This is a genomic window from Streptomyces sp. CB02056 (assembly GCF_001905545.1).
Classification (GTDB): Bacteria; Actinomycetota; Actinomycetes; order Streptomycetales; family Streptomycetaceae; genus Kitasatospora.
Genome location: NZ_LIPD01000009.1, coordinates 529,102 through 548,948 on the forward strand (window position 1 = coordinate 529,102; position 19,847 = coordinate 548,948).

At 74.2% G+C, this 19,847-nt stretch carries 15 protein-coding genes; 4 read left to right on the top strand and 11 right to left on the bottom strand.

The features are described 5' to 3' along the window. Positions 1-138 precede the first annotated feature (138 nt). Entirely contained in the window at positions 139-2,433 is a 2,295-nt protein-coding gene (locus AMK13_RS26380; protein ID WP_074004334.1) for a hypothetical protein, read from the top strand. 134 nt (positions 2,434-2,567) lie between these two features. Here the strand turns inward: AMK13_RS26380 and AMK13_RS26385 are convergent, their stop codons facing one another. The 4 genes from AMK13_RS26385 to AMK13_RS26400 form a co-directional block, all read right to left on the bottom strand. Beyond that, positions 2,568-3,938, bottom strand: a complete 1,371-nt coding sequence (locus AMK13_RS26385; protein ID WP_049655521.1) for a S53 family peptidase — start codon at positions 3,936-3,938, stop codon at positions 2,568-2,570. Between the two features lie 209 nt (positions 3,939-4,147). Beyond that, positions 4,148-4,906, bottom strand: a complete 759-nt coding sequence (fabG, locus tag AMK13_RS26390) for a 3-oxoacyl-ACP reductase FabG (protein ID WP_049655523.1) — start codon at positions 4,904-4,906, stop codon at positions 4,148-4,150. A gap of 129 nt (positions 4,907-5,035) precedes the next feature. Continuing rightward, complete coding sequence (locus AMK13_RS26395) at positions 5,036-6,235, bottom strand: thiolase family protein (protein WP_074004335.1); 1,200 nt, start codon at positions 6,233-6,235, stop codon at positions 5,036-5,038. Positions 6,236-6,306: 71 nt separating this feature from the next. Next, positions 6,307-7,470, bottom strand: coding sequence for an acyl-CoA dehydrogenase family protein (locus AMK13_RS26400; RefSeq protein WP_074004336.1), 1,164 nt, complete (start codon positions 7,468-7,470; stop codon positions 6,307-6,309). A 173-nt stretch (positions 7,471-7,643) separates the two neighbouring features. On the opposite strand from AMK13_RS26400, the gene AMK13_RS26405 reads away from it, so the two are divergent. Further along, positions 7,644-8,306, top strand: coding sequence for a TetR/AcrR family transcriptional regulator (locus AMK13_RS26405; protein ID WP_074004337.1), 663 nt, complete (start codon positions 7,644-7,646; stop codon positions 8,304-8,306). 107 nt (positions 8,307-8,413) lie between these two features. Here AMK13_RS26405 and AMK13_RS26410 read toward each other — a convergent pair whose 3' ends face one another. The 7 genes from AMK13_RS26410 to AMK13_RS26440 all read right to left on the bottom strand — a co-directional run bounded on the left by AMK13_RS26410 (position 8,414) and on the right by AMK13_RS26440 (position 16,515). Continuing rightward, complete coding sequence (locus AMK13_RS26410) at positions 8,414-9,841, bottom strand: sugar porter family MFS transporter (protein WP_074004449.1); 1,428 nt, start codon at positions 9,839-9,841, stop codon at positions 8,414-8,416. Between the two features lie 141 nt (positions 9,842-9,982). Continuing rightward, positions 9,983-10,954, bottom strand: coding sequence for an L-histidine N(alpha)-methyltransferase (egtD, locus tag AMK13_RS26415; protein ID WP_074004338.1), 972 nt, complete (start codon positions 10,952-10,954; stop codon positions 9,983-9,985). A gap of 44 nt (positions 10,955-10,998) precedes the next feature. Next, positions 10,999-11,748 carry an ergothioneine biosynthesis protein EgtC gene (gene egtC / locus AMK13_RS26420; protein WP_074004339.1) on the bottom strand — a complete coding sequence of 250 codons (750 nt, stop codon included), beginning with the start codon at positions 11,746-11,748 and terminating at the stop codon, positions 10,999-11,001. Beyond that, positions 11,748-13,154, bottom strand: a complete 1,407-nt coding sequence (gene egtB, locus AMK13_RS26425) for an ergothioneine biosynthesis protein EgtB (protein WP_079272469.1) — start codon at positions 13,152-13,154, stop codon at positions 11,748-11,750. Before egtB ends, egtC begins: the two co-directional genes overlap by 1 nt. After that, a complete protein-coding gene (gene egtA / locus AMK13_RS26430) occupies positions 13,151-14,431 on the bottom strand; it encodes an ergothioneine biosynthesis glutamate--cysteine ligase EgtA (protein WP_241853032.1) in 1,281 nt (426 codons plus the stop codon). Before egtA ends, egtB begins: the two co-directional genes overlap by 4 nt. Before the next feature lie 273 nt (positions 14,432-14,704). Then, complete coding sequence (locus AMK13_RS26435) at positions 14,705-15,955, bottom strand: aminotransferase class I/II-fold pyridoxal phosphate-dependent enzyme (RefSeq protein ID WP_107418846.1); 1,251 nt, start codon at positions 15,953-15,955, stop codon at positions 14,705-14,707. Between the two features lie 50 nt (positions 15,956-16,005). Continuing rightward, positions 16,006-16,515 carry an SRPBCC family protein gene (locus AMK13_RS26440; protein WP_074004342.1) on the bottom strand — a complete coding sequence of 170 codons (510 nt, stop codon included), beginning with the start codon at positions 16,513-16,515 and terminating at the stop codon, positions 16,006-16,008. A gap of 248 nt (positions 16,516-16,763) precedes the next feature. Between AMK13_RS26440 and AMK13_RS26445 the strand changes: the two genes are divergently transcribed. Both AMK13_RS26445 and AMK13_RS26450 read left to right on the top strand, forming a co-directional pair. Continuing rightward, entirely contained in the window at positions 16,764-17,570 is an 807-nt protein-coding gene (locus AMK13_RS26445) for an SAM-dependent methyltransferase (protein ID WP_074004343.1), read from the top strand. Between the two features lie 139 nt (positions 17,571-17,709). Next, positions 17,710-19,827: a putative bifunctional diguanylate cyclase/phosphodiesterase gene (locus AMK13_RS26450; protein ID WP_079272470.1), complete on the top strand. Its 2,118-nt coding sequence runs from the start codon at positions 17,710-17,712 to the stop codon at positions 19,825-19,827. Positions 19,828-19,847 lie beyond the last annotated feature (20 nt).

Below are 19,847 nucleotides of genomic sequence, written 5' to 3' on the forward strand. Positions count from 1 at the left end.
CGCGCCGATCGGCCACCCGGCCTGGAACGGGCGAGCCGGGATCTCGTAGGGTGGCGCGCACGGAGTGTGGTGGCAGGCACCACGCAGTCGAGGGCATCAGACGCCGCGGGAGCGGCGGGGCGGGGCGGTGACCAGGAGATGGCGGAGACGACAGCGGTTTCCGGAGGTCCCGACCCGGCCGGGGGCTCGGGTCCCTGGGACGCCGTACCGCCGCCCCCGCGCTTCCCGGCCGAGGAGCACCCGCCCGGCCCCGCCGCGCTGTACGAGCCGCCGCCGGCGCCCCCGGCCGCACCCCCGGCCGCACCACCGGTCGCGCCGCCGCCCGCACCGCCCGTCCCGCCCACCGGATGGACCCTCACCGGGCTGCCCGCCGCCGGGGCCGCGTCCACGGCGACCCCGCCGCCGTTCCCGGTCCAGAGCGCGGCGCCGAGCGCCGCCGCCGTCGGCGCGGGCGGGCTCGGAGCCGCGCCGCGCGGACGGATCCTGGTCATCGAGGGCGGGTACGGAACGTCCGGCCGCCGCACCTGGGGCCGCGGCGGACCGACCCAGGCACCCGTGCTCTCGGCGATGCTCGCCGCCGTCTCGCCGCAGGTGCTGCTCGCCGCGGACGCGGTGGACGCCGTCCACCTCCCCGGCGCCGGGGACCCGCACACCGTCCTCGCCCACCTGCGCGCCGCCTCCCGGCACCCCGGACCGCTGCTGATCCACCTGGGCGGCCACGTCGTCGCCGACAAGCGCGGCGGGCAGCTCCAGCTGACCCTGCGCGACGCCAAGCAGGACGGCCTCCCCTGGCAGGCCGTCGCCGCCGAGCTGAGCCACCGTCCGGCCGAGTGGCAGACCCTCGTCATCGCCGACCTGAGCGCCGACCAGAACGCCTGGCCGTACCTCCAGGGCACCGTCTCGCCGCTCAGCGAGGGGATCCCGCTCTGGGCGGTGGTCAGCCCGGACCCGGAACAGATCGGCACCTTCACCCGCGCCCTGATCGAGGCGCTGCACGGCGGGCGGCCCGGTGCGGGCGAGGTGCTCGCGCCGGAGCAGCTGCGTCAGCAGGTGTACTCGGTGCTGCGGCCGGACGTGGTCATCCTGGCCACGCACGCCCCGGACCGGCCGTTCTTCCGCAACACCGCCCGTCGCGGCGAGGGCCTGCCGGCCGAGGTGGCGCCGCTGCCGACCGCCGGTACGGCGCCCTCCGACGCGCCGCCGCCCCCGGTGGCGCCGCTGCCGCGTCCGGCGGAGCCCCGGGACGCCGCCCCCGAGTGGCCGGTAGCGGCCCCGGCCGGGGCGCCCGCGTCGTCGGCGGGGTTGGCGGGGGCGGTCGGGTCCGCTGCGTTCGCCGGGTCTCCGGTGGCCGCGGGCGGTCCGGTCAGCCTGGTCAAGCCGGGCGTACCGCCCACCCCGCCGCGGCCGGCCCGCCCGGTCAGCCTGCAGAAGGCGGGCGGGAGCGTCGAGGCATCGGGCGTGACCCTGCGCAAGCCCGCCCCGGCCGACACCGTGCCCGAGGACAGCGCGCACCCGGCGGGCGTCACGCTCCTCAAGTCCCGGCCGGAGCCGGTGGACGGTGCCGTCGCCGAGCCCGAACTCCCGCAGGAGGAAGCCGCGGTGGCCGCCGAAGCCGCGGCGGAGGCGGTCGGGACCGTGGTCGGGCCGGTGGCCGAGGAGGCAGCGGAGGAGACGGCGGAGGAGACGGCGGAGGAGACGAGCGAGGAGGCAGCCGAGGGCGCTGCCGGGGAGGTCGTCGAGGAGGCACCCGAGGCCGCGGAGGAGCCCAGGGACGCCGTCCCGGTGGAGTCCGTGCCGACGGACGAGGCGCCCGCCGAGCAGGCTCCCGCCGACGTCGTTCCGGTGGACGGGACACCTTCTGACGAGGTGCCGGCCGACGCCGTGCCGCAGGACGAAGCGCCGGCCGAGGACGCTCCCGCCGACGCGCCGCCCGCCCCGAGTGACGTCCCTGCCGACGCACCGGCCGACGAAGCCGATGAGGCAGCGGCGGCCGCTACGCCCCGCGCGGACTACCGCGAGGTCATCGGACGGATCGTCCGTAGCGCCGAGGCCGGGGACCACGCCGCCGCCACCGACCTGGCCTTCGCCCTCGAACTGGAGGCGATCGCCGAGCACGGCGCCGTCTCCGAGCCGGTGCTGCAGGTCCGGCAGGTCCGGGCGCACGTCTGCCGGCTCGCGGGCCGGTCGGCCGAGGCCGCGGACATCTACCGCGAGGTGGCGCTGACCCTGCTCCGTTCGCAGGGCCCGGACCATGTGGAGACCCAGCGGGCGGCCACCAACGCCGAGGCCTGCTGGCGCGCGATCGCCGACCGTGCGGAGGCCATCCGGATCGCCCCGGAGATCATCGAGCTGCGCGCCTACCTCCCGGGCCCGGACGGCCGCAAGCTCCGCGCCGCCGAGCGCTACCTCGCCCAGTTGGCCGCGACCGGCTGACAACCGGCGGTCGGCGGAGAACCGCTGACGGATAACAGCAGACGGAAAACAGCGAACAGCGGACAGATTTCAAAATCTGTCCGCTGTCGTCTGTTATCTGTTACCTGTCATCCGTCACCCGGTGACCCGCCGGTTCACCGACCGGCGACCGCGTGCACGAACTTCGCGCCGTCGATGGTGCCCAGGCCGCTGGCGAGGTCGTAGCCCTCGGTCGCGTTGTAGCCGGTGACGCCGTTCCAGCCGTTGTCGCCCTGCTTCACGTCCACGATGCCGCTCCACTTGCTCGGCAGCAGGTTCATGCCGTACAGGCGCCAGTTGAGCTGGCCGAGGCGGTGGCCGGCGAGCTGGTCGGCGAGCGCGACGACGCCCGAGAACAGCGGGGTGGCCTCGCTGGTGCCGCCGGTGAGGTGCCAGCCGACCGAGGTCGGGTCGTAGGACTCGTAGGTCCAGGCGGCGCCGTCCACGGCCGCGCTCATGCTGATGTCCGGGGTGCCGCGGTGGTTGCCGGTGACGTTGGCGACGCCGGCCTGGTACCACGGACGCTCGAAGATGCCCGAGACGCCACCGCCGCCGGCGCCGGACTTGTCGTGCCACACCTTGTCGGGCGCGGTGCGGTTGCCCTTGTCGTCCAGGGTGAGCTGGGTGCCGCCGATGGAGGTGACCAGCGGGTCCGAGGACGGCCAGGAGTTGACCTTGTACGGGTACAGGTCGGTGCCGTTCTCCTGGGCGTCGGTGGCGCCGTTGTCGCCGGAGGCGGCGAGCACCGTCACGTTGTGGTCGGCCGCGGCCTGGAAGGCGTAGCGCAGGTCGGTGAGCGACTTGAAGTCGCCCTTGTCGTACCCCGGGAAGGTGTTCTCGGTGGCGCCGAAGCTCTGCGAGATGACGTCGGCGCGGCCGGCCTTGATGAGGGCCTTCTCGGCGTCCATCATCTCGGGCAGGCCGGTGGTGCCCTCGGTCTCGGCGACGCCGGTCTCGACCAGGATGATGTGCGCGTCGGGGGCGATCGCGTGGGCGTACTCGACGTCCAGGGTGGTCTCGCCGGCCCAGCCGGTGTGGTCGGGGTTCTTCGGGTCCCAGGTGGGGACGTTGCCCCACTTGACCACCTCGACGTTGGTGTCCGGGATGCCCCACTGCTTGTCGAAGACCTCCAGGTCGTGCTGGATGGTCGGCGAGCCGAAGGAGTCGACGATGACGATGGTGCGGCCCTTGCCGGTGATGCCCTCCTGGTACAGCGGGTCCAGGTTGTAGGCGGTCCGGTACTGCAGCGGCGAGTAGCAGTGGATACCGACCTGGCTGACGCACTGGGTGGTGCTCAGCGGGGCGGGGCGGCCCTGGGCGTTGTGGTGCCCGAAGGAGGCGGGGCGGACGTGGACGCCCGTGAGATCGTGCGCGGGGGCGGCGATCGCGGTGCCGGCGGCCGGTACGGCGACGGTACCGGCCGTGAGGGCGGTGGCCCCCACGGCGAGCAGGGCCAGGGCGCGGCGGAGGGTGGCGGGGCTGCCCATGGGACTCCTTGGGGCGCAGGGCCCGACCTGGTTCGGTCGGGTCGGTGCGGCCATCCCATCGAGAGCTGCATGATCATGCCATAGTCATTTGGTGGGGCCATGTGATCAAGGACATGGTCATACTCGGCCACGCGAAAAGGTAAAGGCCGTCCCAGGGGAAAGTAACCTCCCACCCGGGACGGCGACATGACGACACGTCAGATGACCGCCTAGCGTGCTCCGCCGTTGACGTACAGCGTCTGCCCGCTGACGTACGAGGCCTCCTCGCTGGCCAGGAAGGCGACGACCGAGGCGACCTCCTCCGGCTGCCCGACCCGGCGCAGCGGCGTCCGGGCGGCGACCTCGGTCTGGTGCTCCTCGGCGCTGCTGCCGACCCGCTCGGCGGTGGCCGCGGTCATCGCGGTGGCGATGTACCCGGGCGCGACGGCGTTGACGTTGACGTTGAACGGCCCGAGCTCGATCGCCAGGGTCGCGGTGAGGCCCTGGATGCCGGCCTTGGCGGCCGCGTAGTTGGCCTGGCCCCGGTTGCCGAGGGCGGAGCGCGAGCTGAGCGAGACGATCTTCCCGTACTTCTGCGCCACCATGTACTTCTGCGCGACGTGGCTGCAGTTGTACGCGCTGGTCAGGTTGACCGTCAGCACCGCGTCCCAGTCGGCCTTCGGCATCTTGAAGAACAGGTTGTCCCGGGTGATCCCGGCGTTGTTGACCAGGATGTGCACCCCGCCGAGGTCCGCCGCGACCTGCGCGAACACCGCCTCCACGGCGTCGTAGTCGGCCACGTCGCAGCCGTACGCCCGGGCGGTGCCGCCCTTGGCGGTGATCTCGGCGACCGTCCCGGCCGCCCGCTCGGCGGTGAGGTCGACCACGGCGACCGCCGCGCCCTCCTCCGCCAGCAGGCGGGCGGTGGCCGCCCCGATGCCCTGGGCCGCGCCGGTCACCACGGCGACCTTCCCCGCGAACCGCGTCATGTGAACTCCTCGGAAGTCTGGAGGGTTGAAGGTCGGTCCGGGCCTTGGAGACTCGGACCGACGGAGGTGTGGATCAACAGAGCTGTGGACCAACAGAGTTGTGGATCGACGGACGGGGAGCGCCGGTCGTCAGACGTTCTCGACGAGCACGGCCGTACCCTGCCCCACGCCCACGCACATGGTGGCCAGACCGCGCCGGGCACCGGTACGGCGCATCCGGTGCAGCAGGGTGGTGAGGATGCGGGCGCCGGAGCCGCCCAGGGGGTGGCCGAGCGCGATCGCGCCGCCGCTGGGGTTGACCACCTCCTCGGCCCGCTCCGGGCTGAACCCGATGCCGTCGGCGGAGGCGAGCGCCTGGGCCGCGAAGGCCTCGTTCAGCTCGGCGGTGTCCAGGTCGGCGAGCGACCAGCCGGCCCGCGCGAGCACCTTCGCCGTGGCCGGGACCGGGCCGATGCCCATGACGTCCGGGTGCACCCCGGCCGAGGCGCCGGCCACGTACCGGCCGAGCGGCCGCAGCCCGAGGTCGTGCAGCGCCTCCTCGCCGACCAGGAGCAGCCCGGCCGCGCCGTCGTTCATCGGTGAGGCGTTCCCGGCGGTGACCGTGCCCCCGGGTCGGAACACCGGCTTGAGGCCGGCGAGCTTCGCCAGGCTGGTGTCCTCGCGGATGCCCTCGTCGCGGCCCACCGTCACCCCGTCCGGCCGTTCGACCGGGACGAGTTCCGCGTCGAAGTGCCCGTCCTCGCGGGCGGCGCCGGCCCGCTGGTGGCTGCGCAGCGCGAAGGCGTCCTGGCGCTCCCGGTCGATGCCGTACCGGGCGGCCACCTCCTCGGCGGTCTCGCCCATGCTGAGCACGCCGTGCAGTTCGGCCATCCGCGGGTTGGTGAGCCGCCAGCCGAGCCGGGTGTCGAAGGTCTCCATCCGGTGCGGCAGCGCCTCGTCGGGACGGGGGAGGACGAAGGGGGCGCGGGTCATCGACTCGCAGCCGCCGGCCAGCACCACGTCCGCCTCGCCGGAGCCGATGGCCCGGGCGGCGAGGGTGACGGCCTCCAGGCCGGAGGCGCAGAGCCGGTTGACGGTGGCTCCGGGGACGGTCTCCGGCAGGCCGGCCAGCAGCACGGCCATCCGGGCGGCGTTGCGGTTGTCCTCGCCGGCCTGGTTGGCGGCGCCCCAGTAGACGTCGTCGATCCGGGCCGGGTCGAGTGCGGGGACGTCGGCGAGCAGGGCGCGCAGCACGGTGGCCGAGAGGTCGTCCGGGCGGACCGTGGCGAGCGCGCCGCGCAGTCGGCCGATGGGTGTGCGGCGGGCGGCGGCGAAGTAGACGGGACGCACGTCGTCGGGCTCCTTCTCGGGAAACGGGTGGCGGGGCAGGCGGCGGGGCAGGGCGGCTTGGCGGGCCAGCGTCAGAAGGCGTTGACGCCGGTCAGGGCGCGTCCGATGAGCAACTGGTGGATCTGGCTGGTGCCCTCGTAGAGCGTCATCACCCGCGCGTCGCGCAGGTACTTGCCGACGGGGTACTCGTCGATGAACCCGTAGCCGCCGAAGACCTGGAGCGCGTTGTTGGCGGCCCGGACGGCGGCCTCGCTGGCGTACAGCTTGGCGACGGAGGACTCGGTGGCGAACGGCAGGCCGCGGTCGATGTGGTCGGCGACCTTCCAGGTGAGCAGCCGGGCCGCCTCGACGTCGACGGCGATGCCGGCCAGCAGCTCCTGGACGAGCTGGTGCGAGGCGATCGGCTTGCCGAACTGTTCGCGCTCGCCCGCGTAGCGGACGGCGGCCTCCAGGCAGGCCCGGGCGATGCCGACGCAGCCGGCCGCCACCGACATCCGGCCCTTGGCCAGCGCGGCCATCGCCACCGTGAACCCCTTGCCGACCTCGCCGAGCCGGGCGCTGTCCGGCACCCGGACGTCCTCGAAGGAGAGGCCGGCGGTGGCCTGGCCGCGCAGGCCGAGCTTGCCGTGGATCTCGGTGCGGGTGAAGCCGGGCAGGTCGGTGGGGACCAGGAAGGCGGTGATGCCCCGGTGGCCCCGCTGCTCGGGCGCGTCCCCGCCGGTGCGGGCGAAGACCAGGGCGACGTCGGCCCAGGTGCCGTTGGTGATGAAGGTCTTGGCGCCGCTGATCAGCCAGTCCCCGCCGTCCCGGACGGCGCGGGTGGTGAGGCTGGCGGCGTCCGATCCGGTGCCCGGCTCGGTGAGCGCGAAGCAGGCGAGCGCCTCGCCCGAGGTGAGCCGGGGCAGCCAGTGCCGCTTCTGCTCCTCGGTGCCGAAGGCGTTGACCGACTTGCCGACCAGGCCGAGCGAGACCGAGACGATCCCGCGCACGGCCGAGTCGCCGCGCCCGAGTTCCTCCAGGACGAGGCAGTACGCCAGGTGGTCGCCGCCGCTGCCGCCGTACTCCTCCGGGATGGTCAGCCCGAGGAAGCCGACCTTCGCCAGCTTGCCGATGATCGCGCGGTCGACGGACTCGGCGCGGTCCCACTCGGCGGCGTGCGGCACGACCTCGCGGTCGGTGAAGGAGGCGGCGAGGTCCCGGACGGCGCTCTGCTCCTCGGACAACTCCAGGTTCACGGCGGCTCCCGAATCCGGTGTCCAGGGCCCCGACCCCAGGGCCGGACCCATTAAACTAGCGCTGCAAGTTTTATGGGGGGACTGTAGCCCCGCCCCGCCCGCGCTGGGAAGGGGCACCTGCCAGAATCGGTCCCCAGCACACCCGACCGGAGGAACCGGAGGCACCCGCCGCGATGGCCCGTCCACGCACCCCGCTGCTCAGCCGCGAGCGCATCGTCGCCGCCGCCCTGCGGCTGATCGACGAGGAGGGGCTGGACGCCCTCTCCACCCGCCGGCTCGCCAGCGAGCTGTCGGTCAGCGGGCCCTCGCTCTACAACCACTTCGCCACCAAGGACGAGCTGCTGGACGCGGTGGTGGACAGCGTCATCGGCGAGGTCGACCTGTCGATGTTCGGCACCGCCGGGGCTGCCGGGGCCGGTGGGGGTTCCTGGCCGGAGGCGCTGCGCGACTGGGCCCGCTCCTACCGTGCCGCGCTCGCCGCCCACCCCAACATCGTCCCGGTGCTCGCCCAGGGCCCCGGGCGCCGGCCGAACGCCCTGCGGCTGGCCGACGCCGTCTTCGGCCACCTGGTCGAGTCCGGGTGGCCGCGCGGTCAGGCGACCAGGATCGGCGCGTTGATGCGCTACTTCGTCACCGGCTCGGCGCTCGCCTCCTTCGCGGCCGGCTTCCCCGCCGACGCCGAGGTCTACGACGCGGCCGACTACCCGCACCTCGGCGAGGCGCACCGGCTGGCCGGGCACCGCGGGACGGTGGACGAGGGAGCCTTCGAGACCGGGCTGGAGGCGCTGCTCGACGGGCTCGCCCTGCGCTACGCCCGGCTCGCCGAGCGGCCCTGAGACGAGGCTGGAGGGGCCCGGTCGAGCGGAAACGATTCGGCCCCCGCACCCCGCGCTGATCGCGCCGGGGGTACGGGGGCCGAGAGGTCGGCGGGCCGACGGGCGGATCAGCCCATGTCCTCCAGCCGGACGCCCTTGGTCTCCTTCATGAACTTCGCCACAAAGAGGATGGAGAGCGCCGCGAAGGCGGCGTAGATCAGGTAGGTCGCCGACAGGTTCCAGCGCGACATGGACGGGAACGAGACGGTGATCACCCAGTTCGCGATCCACTGCGCGGAGGCGGCGACGGAGAGCGCGGCGGCGCGGATCCGGTTCGGGAACATCTCGCCGAGCATCACCCAGACGACGACGCCCCAGGACATCGCGAAGAACAGCACGAAGGCGTTGGCGGCGACCAGCGCGACGGTGCCCTGGAGGTCGGGCAGGGTGAGGTTGTCCCCGCTGCCGGTGGCCGAGGAGAAGGCCCAGCCGGCGGTGCCGAGCGCGACCGCCATGCCGGCCGAGCCGATCAGGGCGAGCGGCTTGCGGCCGACCCGGTCGACCAGCACGATCGCGATCACGGTGCCGAGGATGTTGATCACCGAGCCGACGAAGCTGATCAGCAGCGAGTTGCCCTGGTCGATGCCGACCGACTGCCACAGGATCGACGAGTAGTAGAAGATCACGTTGATGCCGACCAGCTGCTGGAAGACCGACAGGCCGATGCCGACCCAGACGATCGGGAGCAGGCCGAAGCGGCCGCCGAGCAGGTCGCGGAAGCGCGGGCGGTGGTCGGAGGCGATCAGCGCCTGGACCTCGGCGATCCGGGCGTCGGTGTCCACGCCCTCGCCCTCGACCTCGGCGAGCACCTTGCGGGCGTCGTCCAGGCGCTCGGCCTGGATCAGGTAGCGCGGGGACTCGGGGATCACCGAGGCGAGCACGAAGTAGACCGCGGCCGGGACGACGCAGATGCCGAGCATCCACTGCCAGGCCTCCAGGCCGAGCAGCCGGCCGCGGGTGTCGCCGCCGGCCGCCTGCGCCAGCACCCAGTTGACCAGCTGGGATATCGCGATGCCGAGCACGATCGCGGCCTGCTGGAAGGAGGCCAGCCGGCCCCGGTACTTGGTCGGCGCGACCTCGGCGATGTAGGTCGGGGCGATCACCGAGGCGATGCCGATGGCCGCGCCGCCGAGGACGCGCCAGAGGGCGAGGTCCCAGGCGGAGAACGGCAGCATCGAGCCGACCGCGCTGATCGCGAACAGCAGGGCGCCCGCCTTCATGACCTTGATGCGGCCGTACCGGTCGGCGAACCGTCCGGCGATCGCGGCGCCGACCGCCGAGCCCAGCAGGGCTGAGGAGACGATCAGACCGGTCACGCCGCTGCCGACGCCGAACTTCTCCTGGATGCCGGAGACGGCGCCGTTGATCACGGAGCTGTCGTAGCCGAACAGGAAGCCGCCGAGGGCCGCTGCCGCGGTGATGAAGACGACGAAGCCGAGGCGGCCGGGCGCGGGGGCCTCGACCGCCCCGGAGGGCTTCTGGGTGACGCTCACGATCTGACTCCTGGTACTCAACGCTGAGCTCGGTAGCCGAGATCGTAACCCCTATTCGTTTAAGTCTTGTACACCGGGAACCTCAAGTTTCGCTCTGAGAATTCGTAAGGTGAACAAGCAAATTGGGCCGTCCGGGAGTGGCGGTCAGGCCGGCGAGGCGAGCGAGAGCCCGAACCGGCCCTCCGGGTCGGTCCACCAGTGGCTCAGCCGCAGCCCGGCCGCCGCCAGTTCCCCGGCCACCCGCTCCCGGCGGAACTTCGCCGACACCTCGGTGCGCAGCTCCTCGCCCCGGGCGAAGTGCACCGGCAGGTCCAGGGCCGGGATCTTCACGGACTGCGCGCGCAGCGAGCGCAGCCGCATCTCGATCCACTCCTGCTCGGCGTCCCAGAGCGCGACGTGCTCGAAGGCGTCCGGGTCGAAGTCGGCGCCCAGCTCGCGGTTGAGCACGTTCAGCACGTTCCGGTTGAACTCGGCGGTCACCCCGGCGGAGTCGTCGTAGGCGGCGACCAGCACCGCCGGGTCCTTGACCAGGTCGGTGCCGAGCAGCAGGAAGTCGCCCGGGTCGAGGGCGGTGCGCAGGCCGTGCAGGAAGGCCGCGCGCTCAAGGGGCAGCAGGTTGCCGAGGGTGCCGCCGAGGAAGGCGACCAGGCGCGGGCCGCCCTCCGGGGGCAGGCCGAGCCCGGCGGTGAAGTCGGCGAGCACGCCGTGCACCGCGAGCCCGGGGTACTCGGCGGAGATGGCGGCGCCGGCCGCGGTCAGCGCGCTCTCGCTGACGTCCACCGGGACGTACGTCTCCAGGGTGCCGAGCGCGCGCAGGGCGTCCAGCAGCAGCCGGGTCTTCTCGGAGGAGCCGGAGCCCAGCTCCACCAGGGTGCGGGCCCCGGTGGCGGCGGCGATCTCGCCGGCCCGGGCGGTCAGGATGGCCCGCTCCGCCCGGGTCGGGTAGTACTCGGGCAGCCGGGTGATCTCCTCGAACAGCTCGCTGCCCCGCGCGTCGTAGAACCACTTCGGCGGCAGCCACTTGGGCCGCGCGGTCAGTCCGTGCTGCACGTCGTGGCGCAGCGCGGTGCTGAAGTGGTCGGCGGGCAGCAGTCGGGTGAGTTCGAAGGTGTCCATGACAGGGTGGTTCCTCTGTTCAGAAGGTGAAGGAAGAGTGGGGATCAGTCGCGGCCGGGAAGGCGGCGTACGGTGACGCCGCGCGAGTCCGCCAGCAGCAGCGAACCGTCGGGGACGGACGTCCAGCCCGGCGCGTCGTCGTACGGTTCGGAGGCCACCACCGTGCCGAGGCCCGGCAGGGTGCGGTGGTACAGGGTGTCGCCCCAGGTGGTCGCGGCGATCGAGGCGCCGTCGGTGAGCAGCAGGTTGAGCCGCCCGGTGGTGTGCGCGGTGACGTCCGCGACGGTGCCCGCCAGGGCCTCGCCCGGCCCGGCGCCGTCCCGCAGCCGGTGCAGGGTGAGCGCCCACAGCAGCGCCGAGTCGGTGCGCGCCTCCAGGTCCAGGAGTTCGGCCGGGGGCAGCAGGGCGGCCAGGGCGTCCAGCTTGCCGGGCCAGCCGGCCACCGCGCCGTTGTGGCTGAACAGCCAGCGCTCGGCGGCGAACGGCGCGGCCGCGCCCTCGCCCGGTGCGCAGCCCTCGGTGGCGGACCGGACGGCGGCCAGCAGCGCCCGGGTGCGGACCACCCGGGCGAGGTCGGCGAAGGCCTCGTCCGCCCAGATCGGCCCGGTCCGGCGGTAGCGGGCGGGCACCTCGTCGCCGTCCGCGTACCAGCCGAGGCCGAAGCCGTCCGCGTTGACCGTGCCGTACTGCTGGACCCGGGGCGCCCAGGACTGCCGGTACAGCCCGTACGGCGGGTGCACCAGCAGCTCTCGGGGCGCCACCGGCTCGCCCAGGTAGGCGATGTGACGGCACATCAGTCCGCCTCCAGGTCGCGGGCGGTGCGGAACCCGGCGAAGATCTGCCGCCGGACCGGGTAGTCCCAGTTGCGGAAGGTGCCCCGGCAGGCGACCGGCGCCACCGCGAAGCAGCCGCCGCGCAGCACCTTGTGCTCGGGGCCGAAGAACACCTCCGAGTACTCCCGGTACGGCCAGGCCCGGAAGCCCGGGTAGGGGCGGAAGTCGCTGGCCGTCCACTCCCACACGTCGCCGATCAACTGGCCCACCCCGTACGGGGACCGGCCCTTCGGGTAGCTGCCCGCCCCGGCCGGGCGCAGGTGGCGCTGGCCGAGGTTGGCGTGCTCGGGGCCGGGCGGGCCGTCGCCCCAGGGGTAGCGGCGGGAGCGGCCGGTGGCCGGGTCGTGCCGGGCCGCCTTCTCCCACTCGGCCTCGGTCGGCAGCCGCCGGCCGGCCCACCGGGCGTACGCGTCCGCCTCGTACCAACTGACGTGCAGGACGGGCTCGTCCGGCTCGACCGGCGCCACCGTGCCGAAGCGCCGGCGGAGCCACTGGCCGTCCTGGTGGCGCCAGAACAGCGGGGCGGTCAGGTCGGCGCGGCGGCGGTGCTCCCAGCCCTCCGGCGTCCACCAGCGCGGGTCGTCGTAGCCGCCGTCCGCGATGAACCGCTGGTAGGCGGCGTTGGTGACCGGGGTGGTGTCCAGCAGGAAGGCCGGCAGGTCGACGGTGTGCGCCGGGCGCTCGTTGTCCAGCGCCCACGGCTCGGTGTCCGTCCCCATGGTGAACGGGCCCGCGGGGATCAGGACTTCGGCGGGCAGGGCGGCCGCGTCGGCGGGCGCGGGCGGTGGCGGTGGGGCGGCCAGGGCCGGCTCGCCCTGGCGGAGCTGGTGGGTGATCAGCATCGTCTCGTCGTGCTGCTGCTCGTGCTGGGCGATCATCCCGAACGCGAACCCGGCGTCCAGCAGCGGCGCGCCCTCCAGCGGGCTCGCCGCCAGCAGGTCCAGCACCCGGCCGCGCACCTCGTGGGCGTAGGCGCGGGCCTCGGCGGGCGGCAGCAGCGGCAGGCTGGGGCGCTCGGCGCGGGGGTGCTGGAAGGCGTCGTAGAGCGGATCGATCTCGGGGTGCATCGGGTCGCGGCCGCCGACGTTGCGCAGCAGCCAGAGCTCCTCCTGGTTGCCGATGTGCGCGAGGTCCCAGACCAGCGGGGACATCAGCGGGGAGTGCTGGGCGGTGAGGTCGCCGTCCCCGACGCAGTCGGTCAGCGCGGCGGTGCGGGCGCGGGCGGCCAGCAGCTCGGTGGCGATGCTCTCGCGCAGCGCCTCGGTGCCGGTGGCGGCGGCGTCAGGGGTGGCGGTGGCGGCGGTCGGGCCGGTGCTGCGGTCCGGGCCGGCCGCCTCGGTGCCCCCGTGGGGTCGGATGTCGGTCATGGTGCGGCCTCCTCCGGGGGAGCGGGTCGGGTGCCGGAGCGCAGGGCGTCCAGCTGGTCGTCGGCCGGGCAGCGGCCGCGCGCGGGGTAGCGCTCGGCGAACTCGGCGACGACGGTGCGCAGTTGACCGGCGCCGGGCAGGCGGCCCAGTGCGGCGTCGGCGGCGGCGAAGCAGGTGAGGGTGGCCCGGCGCAGCTCCGGGTCGGCCATGGCCAGGGTGGCGGCCCGGCGCCAGACCTCGCTGCGCGGCGGGCGCGGACCGTCGGTGCGTTCCAGCGGCTCCAGCGCGGCCAGCGCGGCATCGGCGGCCACCGGGTCGTCCAGCAGGGCGGTGACCAGTGCGGCGACCACCACCCAGCCGTCCCCGGGCTGGGCGTCGATCATCCGCAGCTCCAGGTGGCCGCGCGGGCGCACCGGCGGGAAGAGGGTGGTGCGGTGGTAGTCCAAGTCGTCGAGCGTGGGCGGGCGTTCGCCCGCGCCGCGGATCCAGTCGCGGAAGGTCAGCCCGGTCGGGGCCGTCCAGGGCAGGCCCTCGGGCCTTCGTACGCACAGGACTTGGGCATCCAGCACGTACTGTGCCCAGGCCTCGCGCGGGTCGCCGTGGTCCGGCTCCGGGGCGAGCGTGCGGGTCGGGTCCATTCGGGACCAGACGGCCTGCCGGGTGGACCGATGGCCGGTAGAACTGCCGTCCAGTGTCGGTGAGTTGGCGAAGGCGGCGACCAGCACCGGGCCGAGCCGGTGGGCCAGTCGCCAGCGGCGCTCCACCGCGTGCGGCCCGTCCGCCTCGCCGGCGTCCAGGCAGACCTGCACCGACGCGGTGCCGGTCATCATGATGCGGCCCCAGGGCCCGGCGGAGTCGAAGAAGCGCTCCATCGCGAGGTAGCGGGGGTGGTCCAGCACCATCCGTCGGGGGCGGGCGTACGGGTCCGTCCCGGTGCCGGTGAGTCGCAGGCCCTGTGCCGCGAAGGCGGCCCGCAGGGCGGTCAGATCGCGTCGGGTGTCCTCGACGCAGGCCAGGAGGCCGGTGGCGGGCGGGGAGCTGAGCTCGACCTGTCCGCCGGGTTCGAGCGTGAGGCGCGAACCGGAGGGGAGGGAGACGCCGTCCGGTCCGCCGAGTGGCAGCGACTCCAGTGCGGCGTGGAGCAGTTCCGGCCGTACGGGGCGGGACGGACATCGATCGTCATGGACGAACCATTCGACCTCCACCCCCACCAGACGGGGCGGTCCGATCTTGAAGCAGACGCCCGACACGTGGCTGCGCGCCCCCGATTCGGTCAACGGGGTCACCCCCGGCGGGGGTGTTGGCGTGCTCTGCCGGTCGGGCGGAGTGGTGCGGGATACCGGTATCACCGGACTCACCATCCTCGGGATCACGATTGCGGCCCGGTCTACCTTGCCCAGTCTGCTACGGAGCATGCGGGGATGCCCCGCAAAAATCGTGTGAACGTTCTTTTTCGCAGGTCAGAGCTGTGGCGAACGGGTGAGTTCGGGGCTGTCAGGCCGACCGGCGGGCAGGGAGCGGCCCGCGCCCGGCCGGGGCACGTGCCGGGGTCACAGGCGCTCCAGCCGCTCCAGGGCGCTCGCCAGCACCGGCCCCGGCAGGGCGTAGTTCAGGCGCAGTGAACCCCGGCCGCCGGGCCCGAAGTCGGCGCCGTCGGAGGCCTCCAGGCCGCAGCGCTCCAGCAGCGCCCGGCGGGCGTCGGCGGGCGGCAGGCCGAGCGCGGCGGCGTCCAGCCAGAGCAGGTAGGAGGCCCGCGGGGTGGCGCGGACGGCGGGCCCGAGCCGGTCGGTCAGCCGGGTGCGGGCGGCGGCCAGGTGGGCGAGCAGCGCGTCCAGCCAGGGCCCGCCCTCGCGCAGCGCCGCCTGCTGCACGGTCTGCTCCAGCAGGCCGCCCTCCCAGAGGCCGTAGCCGGCCAGCGCCTCGGTGAACCGGGCGCGCAGCCCCGGGTCGGGGACGAGGGCGAAACCGCTGGGGATGCCGGAGCAGTTGAAGGTCTTGCCGACGGAGTTGAGGGTGACGACGAGGGGCCGGTGCGCCGGGTCGGCGGTGGTGACGGCGACGGGGTGGGCACGGCCGGGGTGGGTGAGGTCGCCGTGCACCTCGTCCGAGACCAGCAGCGCACCGCTCTCGGCCGCCCGGGCGGCGAGCGCGCGCACGGCGTCGGCCGGCCACACCGTGCCGGAGGGGTTGTGCGGGTTGCTCAGCAGTACGGCGCCGACGGGGCGGGGGAGCGGGCCCGACGGGAGCCGGTAGCCGCTCGGGCCCGGGTGCAGTACTTGCGGCGGGTGCGCCGGGTGCAGCGGCAGCTCGCGGTACGGGAGGCCGGCCGCGCGGCAGAGCTGGGCGAAGCCGCCCCACTCGGGGGTGGGGAAGAGGACGGGGGCCTGCGGCCGTACGGTCTCCAGGAGGACGCGCAGCGCGGTGCGCGGGCCGCAGGGCAGCAGCAGGACCCAGTCCGGGTCGACCGCGGCGCCGTGCCGGGTGCGGTACCAGTCGGCCACCAGCGCGCGGCCGGCCGGGTCGCAGACCGTGTAGCCGTACGCGCGGTGGCGGGCGCGCCGCTCCAGTGCCTCGGCGACGGCGGGCGGTCCGGGCAGGTCCATGTCGGCGAGGCCCATCGGGATCGTCCCCGGGGCGTCCGCGCGGGCCCACTTGCTGCTGCCGGTGCCGGTGCGGTCGAAGGGGGCGTCGAAGCCGAAGTCGGGGGCGGGGACGTCGGTGGGTGCGGGGCCGGGGGTGTCGCAAACAGATGACAGATTTCGAAAGCTGTCATCTGTTCGCTGAAAGTTGTCGTCTGTCATCTGTTCGCCGCCATCCGTCCTCCGACGCCCGTCACGCCGCTCGACGCCCGTCACCCCGCCGCCGCCCCCGCCAGGTACGCCGCGAGCCCCCGCCGCCCCCGGCGCATCATCACCGCGTGGTTGGCCCGGAACAGCGGGTGCAGCGGCAGGGCGAGCCGGCGCAGCAGGGGCTTGCCGGGCCGGGTCTCCTCCTCGAACAGCACCCGGCTGCCCGGATCGCCCGGCCCGCGGGCCCCGCTCGGTCCACCCGCCTCGCTGGCCCCGCCCGCCAGGTCCGGCGTCACCGTGAACCGCGACCACCCGGCAAGGTCGCCCCGCATGGCCACCTCCAGCACCCCGGCGGCCGGGTCGCGCCGCTTCGCCGCCAGCCCGATCACCAACCGGTACGGCAGCAGCGCGCGCACCACCACGTCCCCGGAGTCCTCGCCGGTCGGTCGGACCTCGCGGATCTCCGGCCACCACAGCGGATAGCTCCGCACGTCCTCGAGGGCCGCGTACACGGCGGTCGCCGGAGCCGCGAGCCGCCAGACGCCCCGGAATCGGTAGTGGTTGGGGTCCACGGCCCCACCCTAGTCCGGGCCGGTCGCTCCGAGGGGTGAACGCCGTTGGACCGTTGCCGAGTTGGTCCGTGGCACGGCCGGTAACCGGAGGTGAATCTTCCGGAAGCGCCCGTCCGGGAGGAAGGAAGCACTCCGCTTGCACCCGTTCGGGGTGCGGGGGAGGATCTTCTGTGCTTGTAGTCTCATCAGTCACGGCAGCATCCCCTGGGCGCTGCGACCCCAGAAACCGGAGTGAAGGAGTCACAGGCATGCGGCGACCGAGCTGGGTACCGGAGGGCACGGACCTGGACAAACCGAACGCCGCGCGGGTCTACGACTACTACCTGGGGGGCTCGCACAACTTCGAGGTCGACCGGGAGATGGCCCGCAAGGCGATCGCCATGTGGCCGGAGCTGCCGCAGATCATGCGCTCCAACCGCGCCTTCCTGCGCCGCGCCGTGACCTTCCTCGCCGAGCAGGGCGTCACCCGCTTCCTGGACATCGGCTCCGGCATCCCGACCTTCGGCGCCGTGCACGAGATCGCCCGGGCGATCCGCCCCGAGGCCAAGGTGGTCTACGTGGACCGCGACCCGGTCGCCGTCGCGCACAGCCGCCTGCTGCTGGAGGACGACCACGACTGCGCCGTCGCCCAGGCCGACCTGCGCGACGTCGACGACCTGCTGGCCCGCCCCGAGGTCACCGAGCTGCTGGCGGCCGGCGAGCCCGTGGCCGTGCTGCTGGTCGCCGTCGCGCACTTCGTCGGCGACGAGGACGACCCGTGGCGGCTGATCGGAACGATCCGCGACGCCCTCCCGCCCGGCAGCGCGCTGGTGCTCTCGCACGCCGCCCTGGAGAGCCGCCCCGACCAGGCCGAGGACCACCAGAAGCTCTACCAGCGGACGCCGACCCCGCTGACCATGCGCACCCACGAGCAGATCACCGCGATGTTCTCCGGCTTCGAGCTGGTCGAGCCGGGCGTGGTGCACCTGCCGCTGTGGCGTCCGGACCAGCCGGGTACGGTCGGTGAGCACCCCGAGCGGATCGCCGGGGTGGCGGGCGTGGGGATCCGCCCTTGAGCGGACGCGACGGACGAGGCACCGACGGCCGCACGCCCCGCGCGGCGGCCGTCGCGAGGCCTGCCCGGCCCGCTCGGCCCGCAAGGCCTGCCGGGCCCGCCGGAACCGGCGCGTACACCAGAGGAACCAGGTTCAGCAGATGAGTACCACCCCGGTGCGCGGCAACGCGGAGCGGTTCCACGAGGAGTGGGCCCGGCTGCTCTCCGCCGACCACGGCACCGCCGTCCACCCCGGCCTGCTCGGCCGGCTGGTCGCGCGCACCGCCGCGCTGCTGCACCGCGCCCAGGAGGACGAGCCGTTCGAGCCGCGGCTGGCCGCGCAGGCCGGCGCCGACCTGGTCGACGCGCACTTCACCGACCCGGTGCTGCTGGCCCGGGCGGTCGAGCTGCTCCAGGCGCAGCCCGTCCAGGACGACCGCGGCCCGGCCCTGACCGGCGCCTTCGCGGCCGGCTGGGCGGCCGCCCTGCGCGAGCGCACGCTGACCGAGCAGGAGGCGATCCGCACCGCCGCCGACAGCGCCCGCAAGGAGGCCGAGCGGGCGCTGCGCGCCTCCGAGGCCCGGTTCCGGGCGCTGTTCGAGAGCGCCGCCATCGGCATCGGCATCGGTGACACCGACGGCAACATCATGGCGGTCAACAAGGCCCTCCAGGAGCTGTTCGGCGCGGGCCCCGAGGACATGATCGGCCGCCGGGTCGGCGACCTGGTGCACCCCGAGGACACCCCCGGCGTGTGGGAGGCGTACGAGGAGCTGATCAGCGGCAAGCGGGACTACTTCCAGTTCGACAAGCCGTACTACCGCCAGGACGGCGAGGTGATCTGGACCCACCTGACCGTCTCGCTGATCCGCGACGACGACGGCATCCCGCAGTACCAGGTCGCGATGCTGGAGGACGTCACCGACCGCTACCGGCTCCAGGAGCGGCTGCGCCACCAGGCCACCCACGACCCGCTCACCGGCCTGCCCAACCGCGCGGCCTTCTTCGAGCGGCTGGAGAAGCTGTTCGAGGAGCCCGAGCCGGGCGCCCGCTTCGGCCTCTGCTACGTCGACCTCGACGGTTTCAAGGTGGTCAACGACAGCCTCGGCCACGACATGGGCGACCAGCTGCTGGCCGCCGTCGCCGCCCGGCTGAAGGCCGCCCTCACCCCGCTCGGCCACCTGGTGGCCCGGCTCGGCGGCGACGAGTTCGTCGTCCTGCTGGAGAAGTGCCGGGGTGAGCAGGAGGCGGTGGCCGCCGCGAAGACCGTGCTCAAGGCGCTGGCCGGGCCGGTGCTGATCGGCGACCACAAGCTCGCCGTCGGCGCCAGCGTCGGCGTGCTGGAGCGGCGGGTGTCCACCACCACCCCGGGCGCCGCCGTCCGGGCCGCCGACCTCACCCTGTACCGCGCCAAGGAGGCCGGCCGCGGCCGCTGGACGCTCTTCGACCCCAAGGAGAACGCCCGGGCGGTCAGCCGCTACGCGGTGTCGGTGCGGATGCCGGCGGCCCTCGACCGCGGCGAGTTCTTCATCGACTACCAGCCGCTCTACCGCCTCGCGGACGGCCGGCTGGCCGCCGTGGAGGCGCTGGTGCGCTGGCGCCACCCGCAGCTCGGCGTGCTCGGCCCGGACGAGTTCGTCACCACCGCCGAGGAGACCGGGCTGATCATGCCGCTCGGCCGCTGGGTGCTGGAGCAGGCCTGCGGCCAGGCCGCGGACTGGATCAAGCGGTACGGCGACGCCGCCCCGCAGCTCAACGTCAACCTGGCGGTCCGGCAGGCCCGCAGTGCCGCCCTGGTCACCGACCTCGCCCGGATCCTCGACAGCACCGGCCTGGACCCGGCCCGGTTGCAGCTGGAGATCACCGAGTCGACCGTGGTCGGGCCCGAGGACGAGGCGCTGCGCACCCTGCACGGGCTGGTCGACCTCGGGGTGTCGCTGGCCGTGGACGACTTCGGCACCGGCTGGTCCAACCTCGCCTACCTGCGCGACCTGCCGGTCTCCGGGCTGAAGATCGCCGGCTCCTTCGTCGGCGACCTGCACGAACCGGGGAAGGACGAGTCCACCGGGTGGCGGATCGTCAGCGGACTGGTGTCGATGGCGCACGCGCTCGGGCTGAACGTCACCGCCGAGGGCGTGGAGACCCACCGGGACGCCGAACGGCTGCGGACCATGGGCTGCGACTGGGCGCAGGGCTGGCACTTCGGACGCCCGGTGCGGCCCGAGGAGATCGCCCGGCGGATCGTGGAGGAACCGCTGGGGCGCCCGGTCGAGGAGCGCTGAGGCGGGCCGGCTGGACGCCG

Coding starts and splice junctions, on each gene's coding strand:
- AMK13_RS26380 (WP_074004334.1), top strand. CDS start 139: ATGGCGGAGACGACAGCGGTTTCCGGAGGTCCCGACCCGGCCGGGGGC.
- AMK13_RS26385 (WP_049655521.1), bottom strand. CDS start 3,938: ATGGGCAGCCCCGCCACCCTCCGCCGCGCCCTGGCCCTGCTCGCCGTG.
- fabG (WP_049655523.1), bottom strand. CDS start 4,906: ATGACGCGGTTCGCGGGGAAGGTCGCCGTGGTGACCGGCGCGGCCCAG.
- AMK13_RS26405 (WP_074004337.1), top strand. CDS start 7,644: ATGGCCCGTCCACGCACCCCGCTGCTCAGCCGCGAGCGCATCGTCGCC.
- egtD (WP_074004338.1), bottom strand. CDS start 10,954: ATGGACACCTTCGAACTCACCCGACTGCTGCCCGCCGACCACTTCAGC.
- egtC (WP_074004339.1), bottom strand. CDS start 11,748: ATGTGCCGTCACATCGCCTACCTGGGCGAGCCGGTGGCGCCCCGAGAG.
- egtB (WP_079272469.1), bottom strand. CDS start 13,154: ATGACCGACATCCGACCCCACGGGGGCACCGAGGCGGCCGGCCCGGAC.
- AMK13_RS26435 (WP_107418846.1), bottom strand. CDS start 15,955: ATGACAGACGACAACTTTCAGCGAACAGATGACAGCTTTCGAAATCTG.
- AMK13_RS26445 (WP_074004343.1), top strand. CDS start 16,764: ATGCGGCGACCGAGCTGGGTACCGGAGGGCACGGACCTGGACAAACCG.
- AMK13_RS26450 (WP_079272470.1), top strand. CDS start 17,710: ATGAGTACCACCCCGGTGCGCGGCAACGCGGAGCGGTTCCACGAGGAG.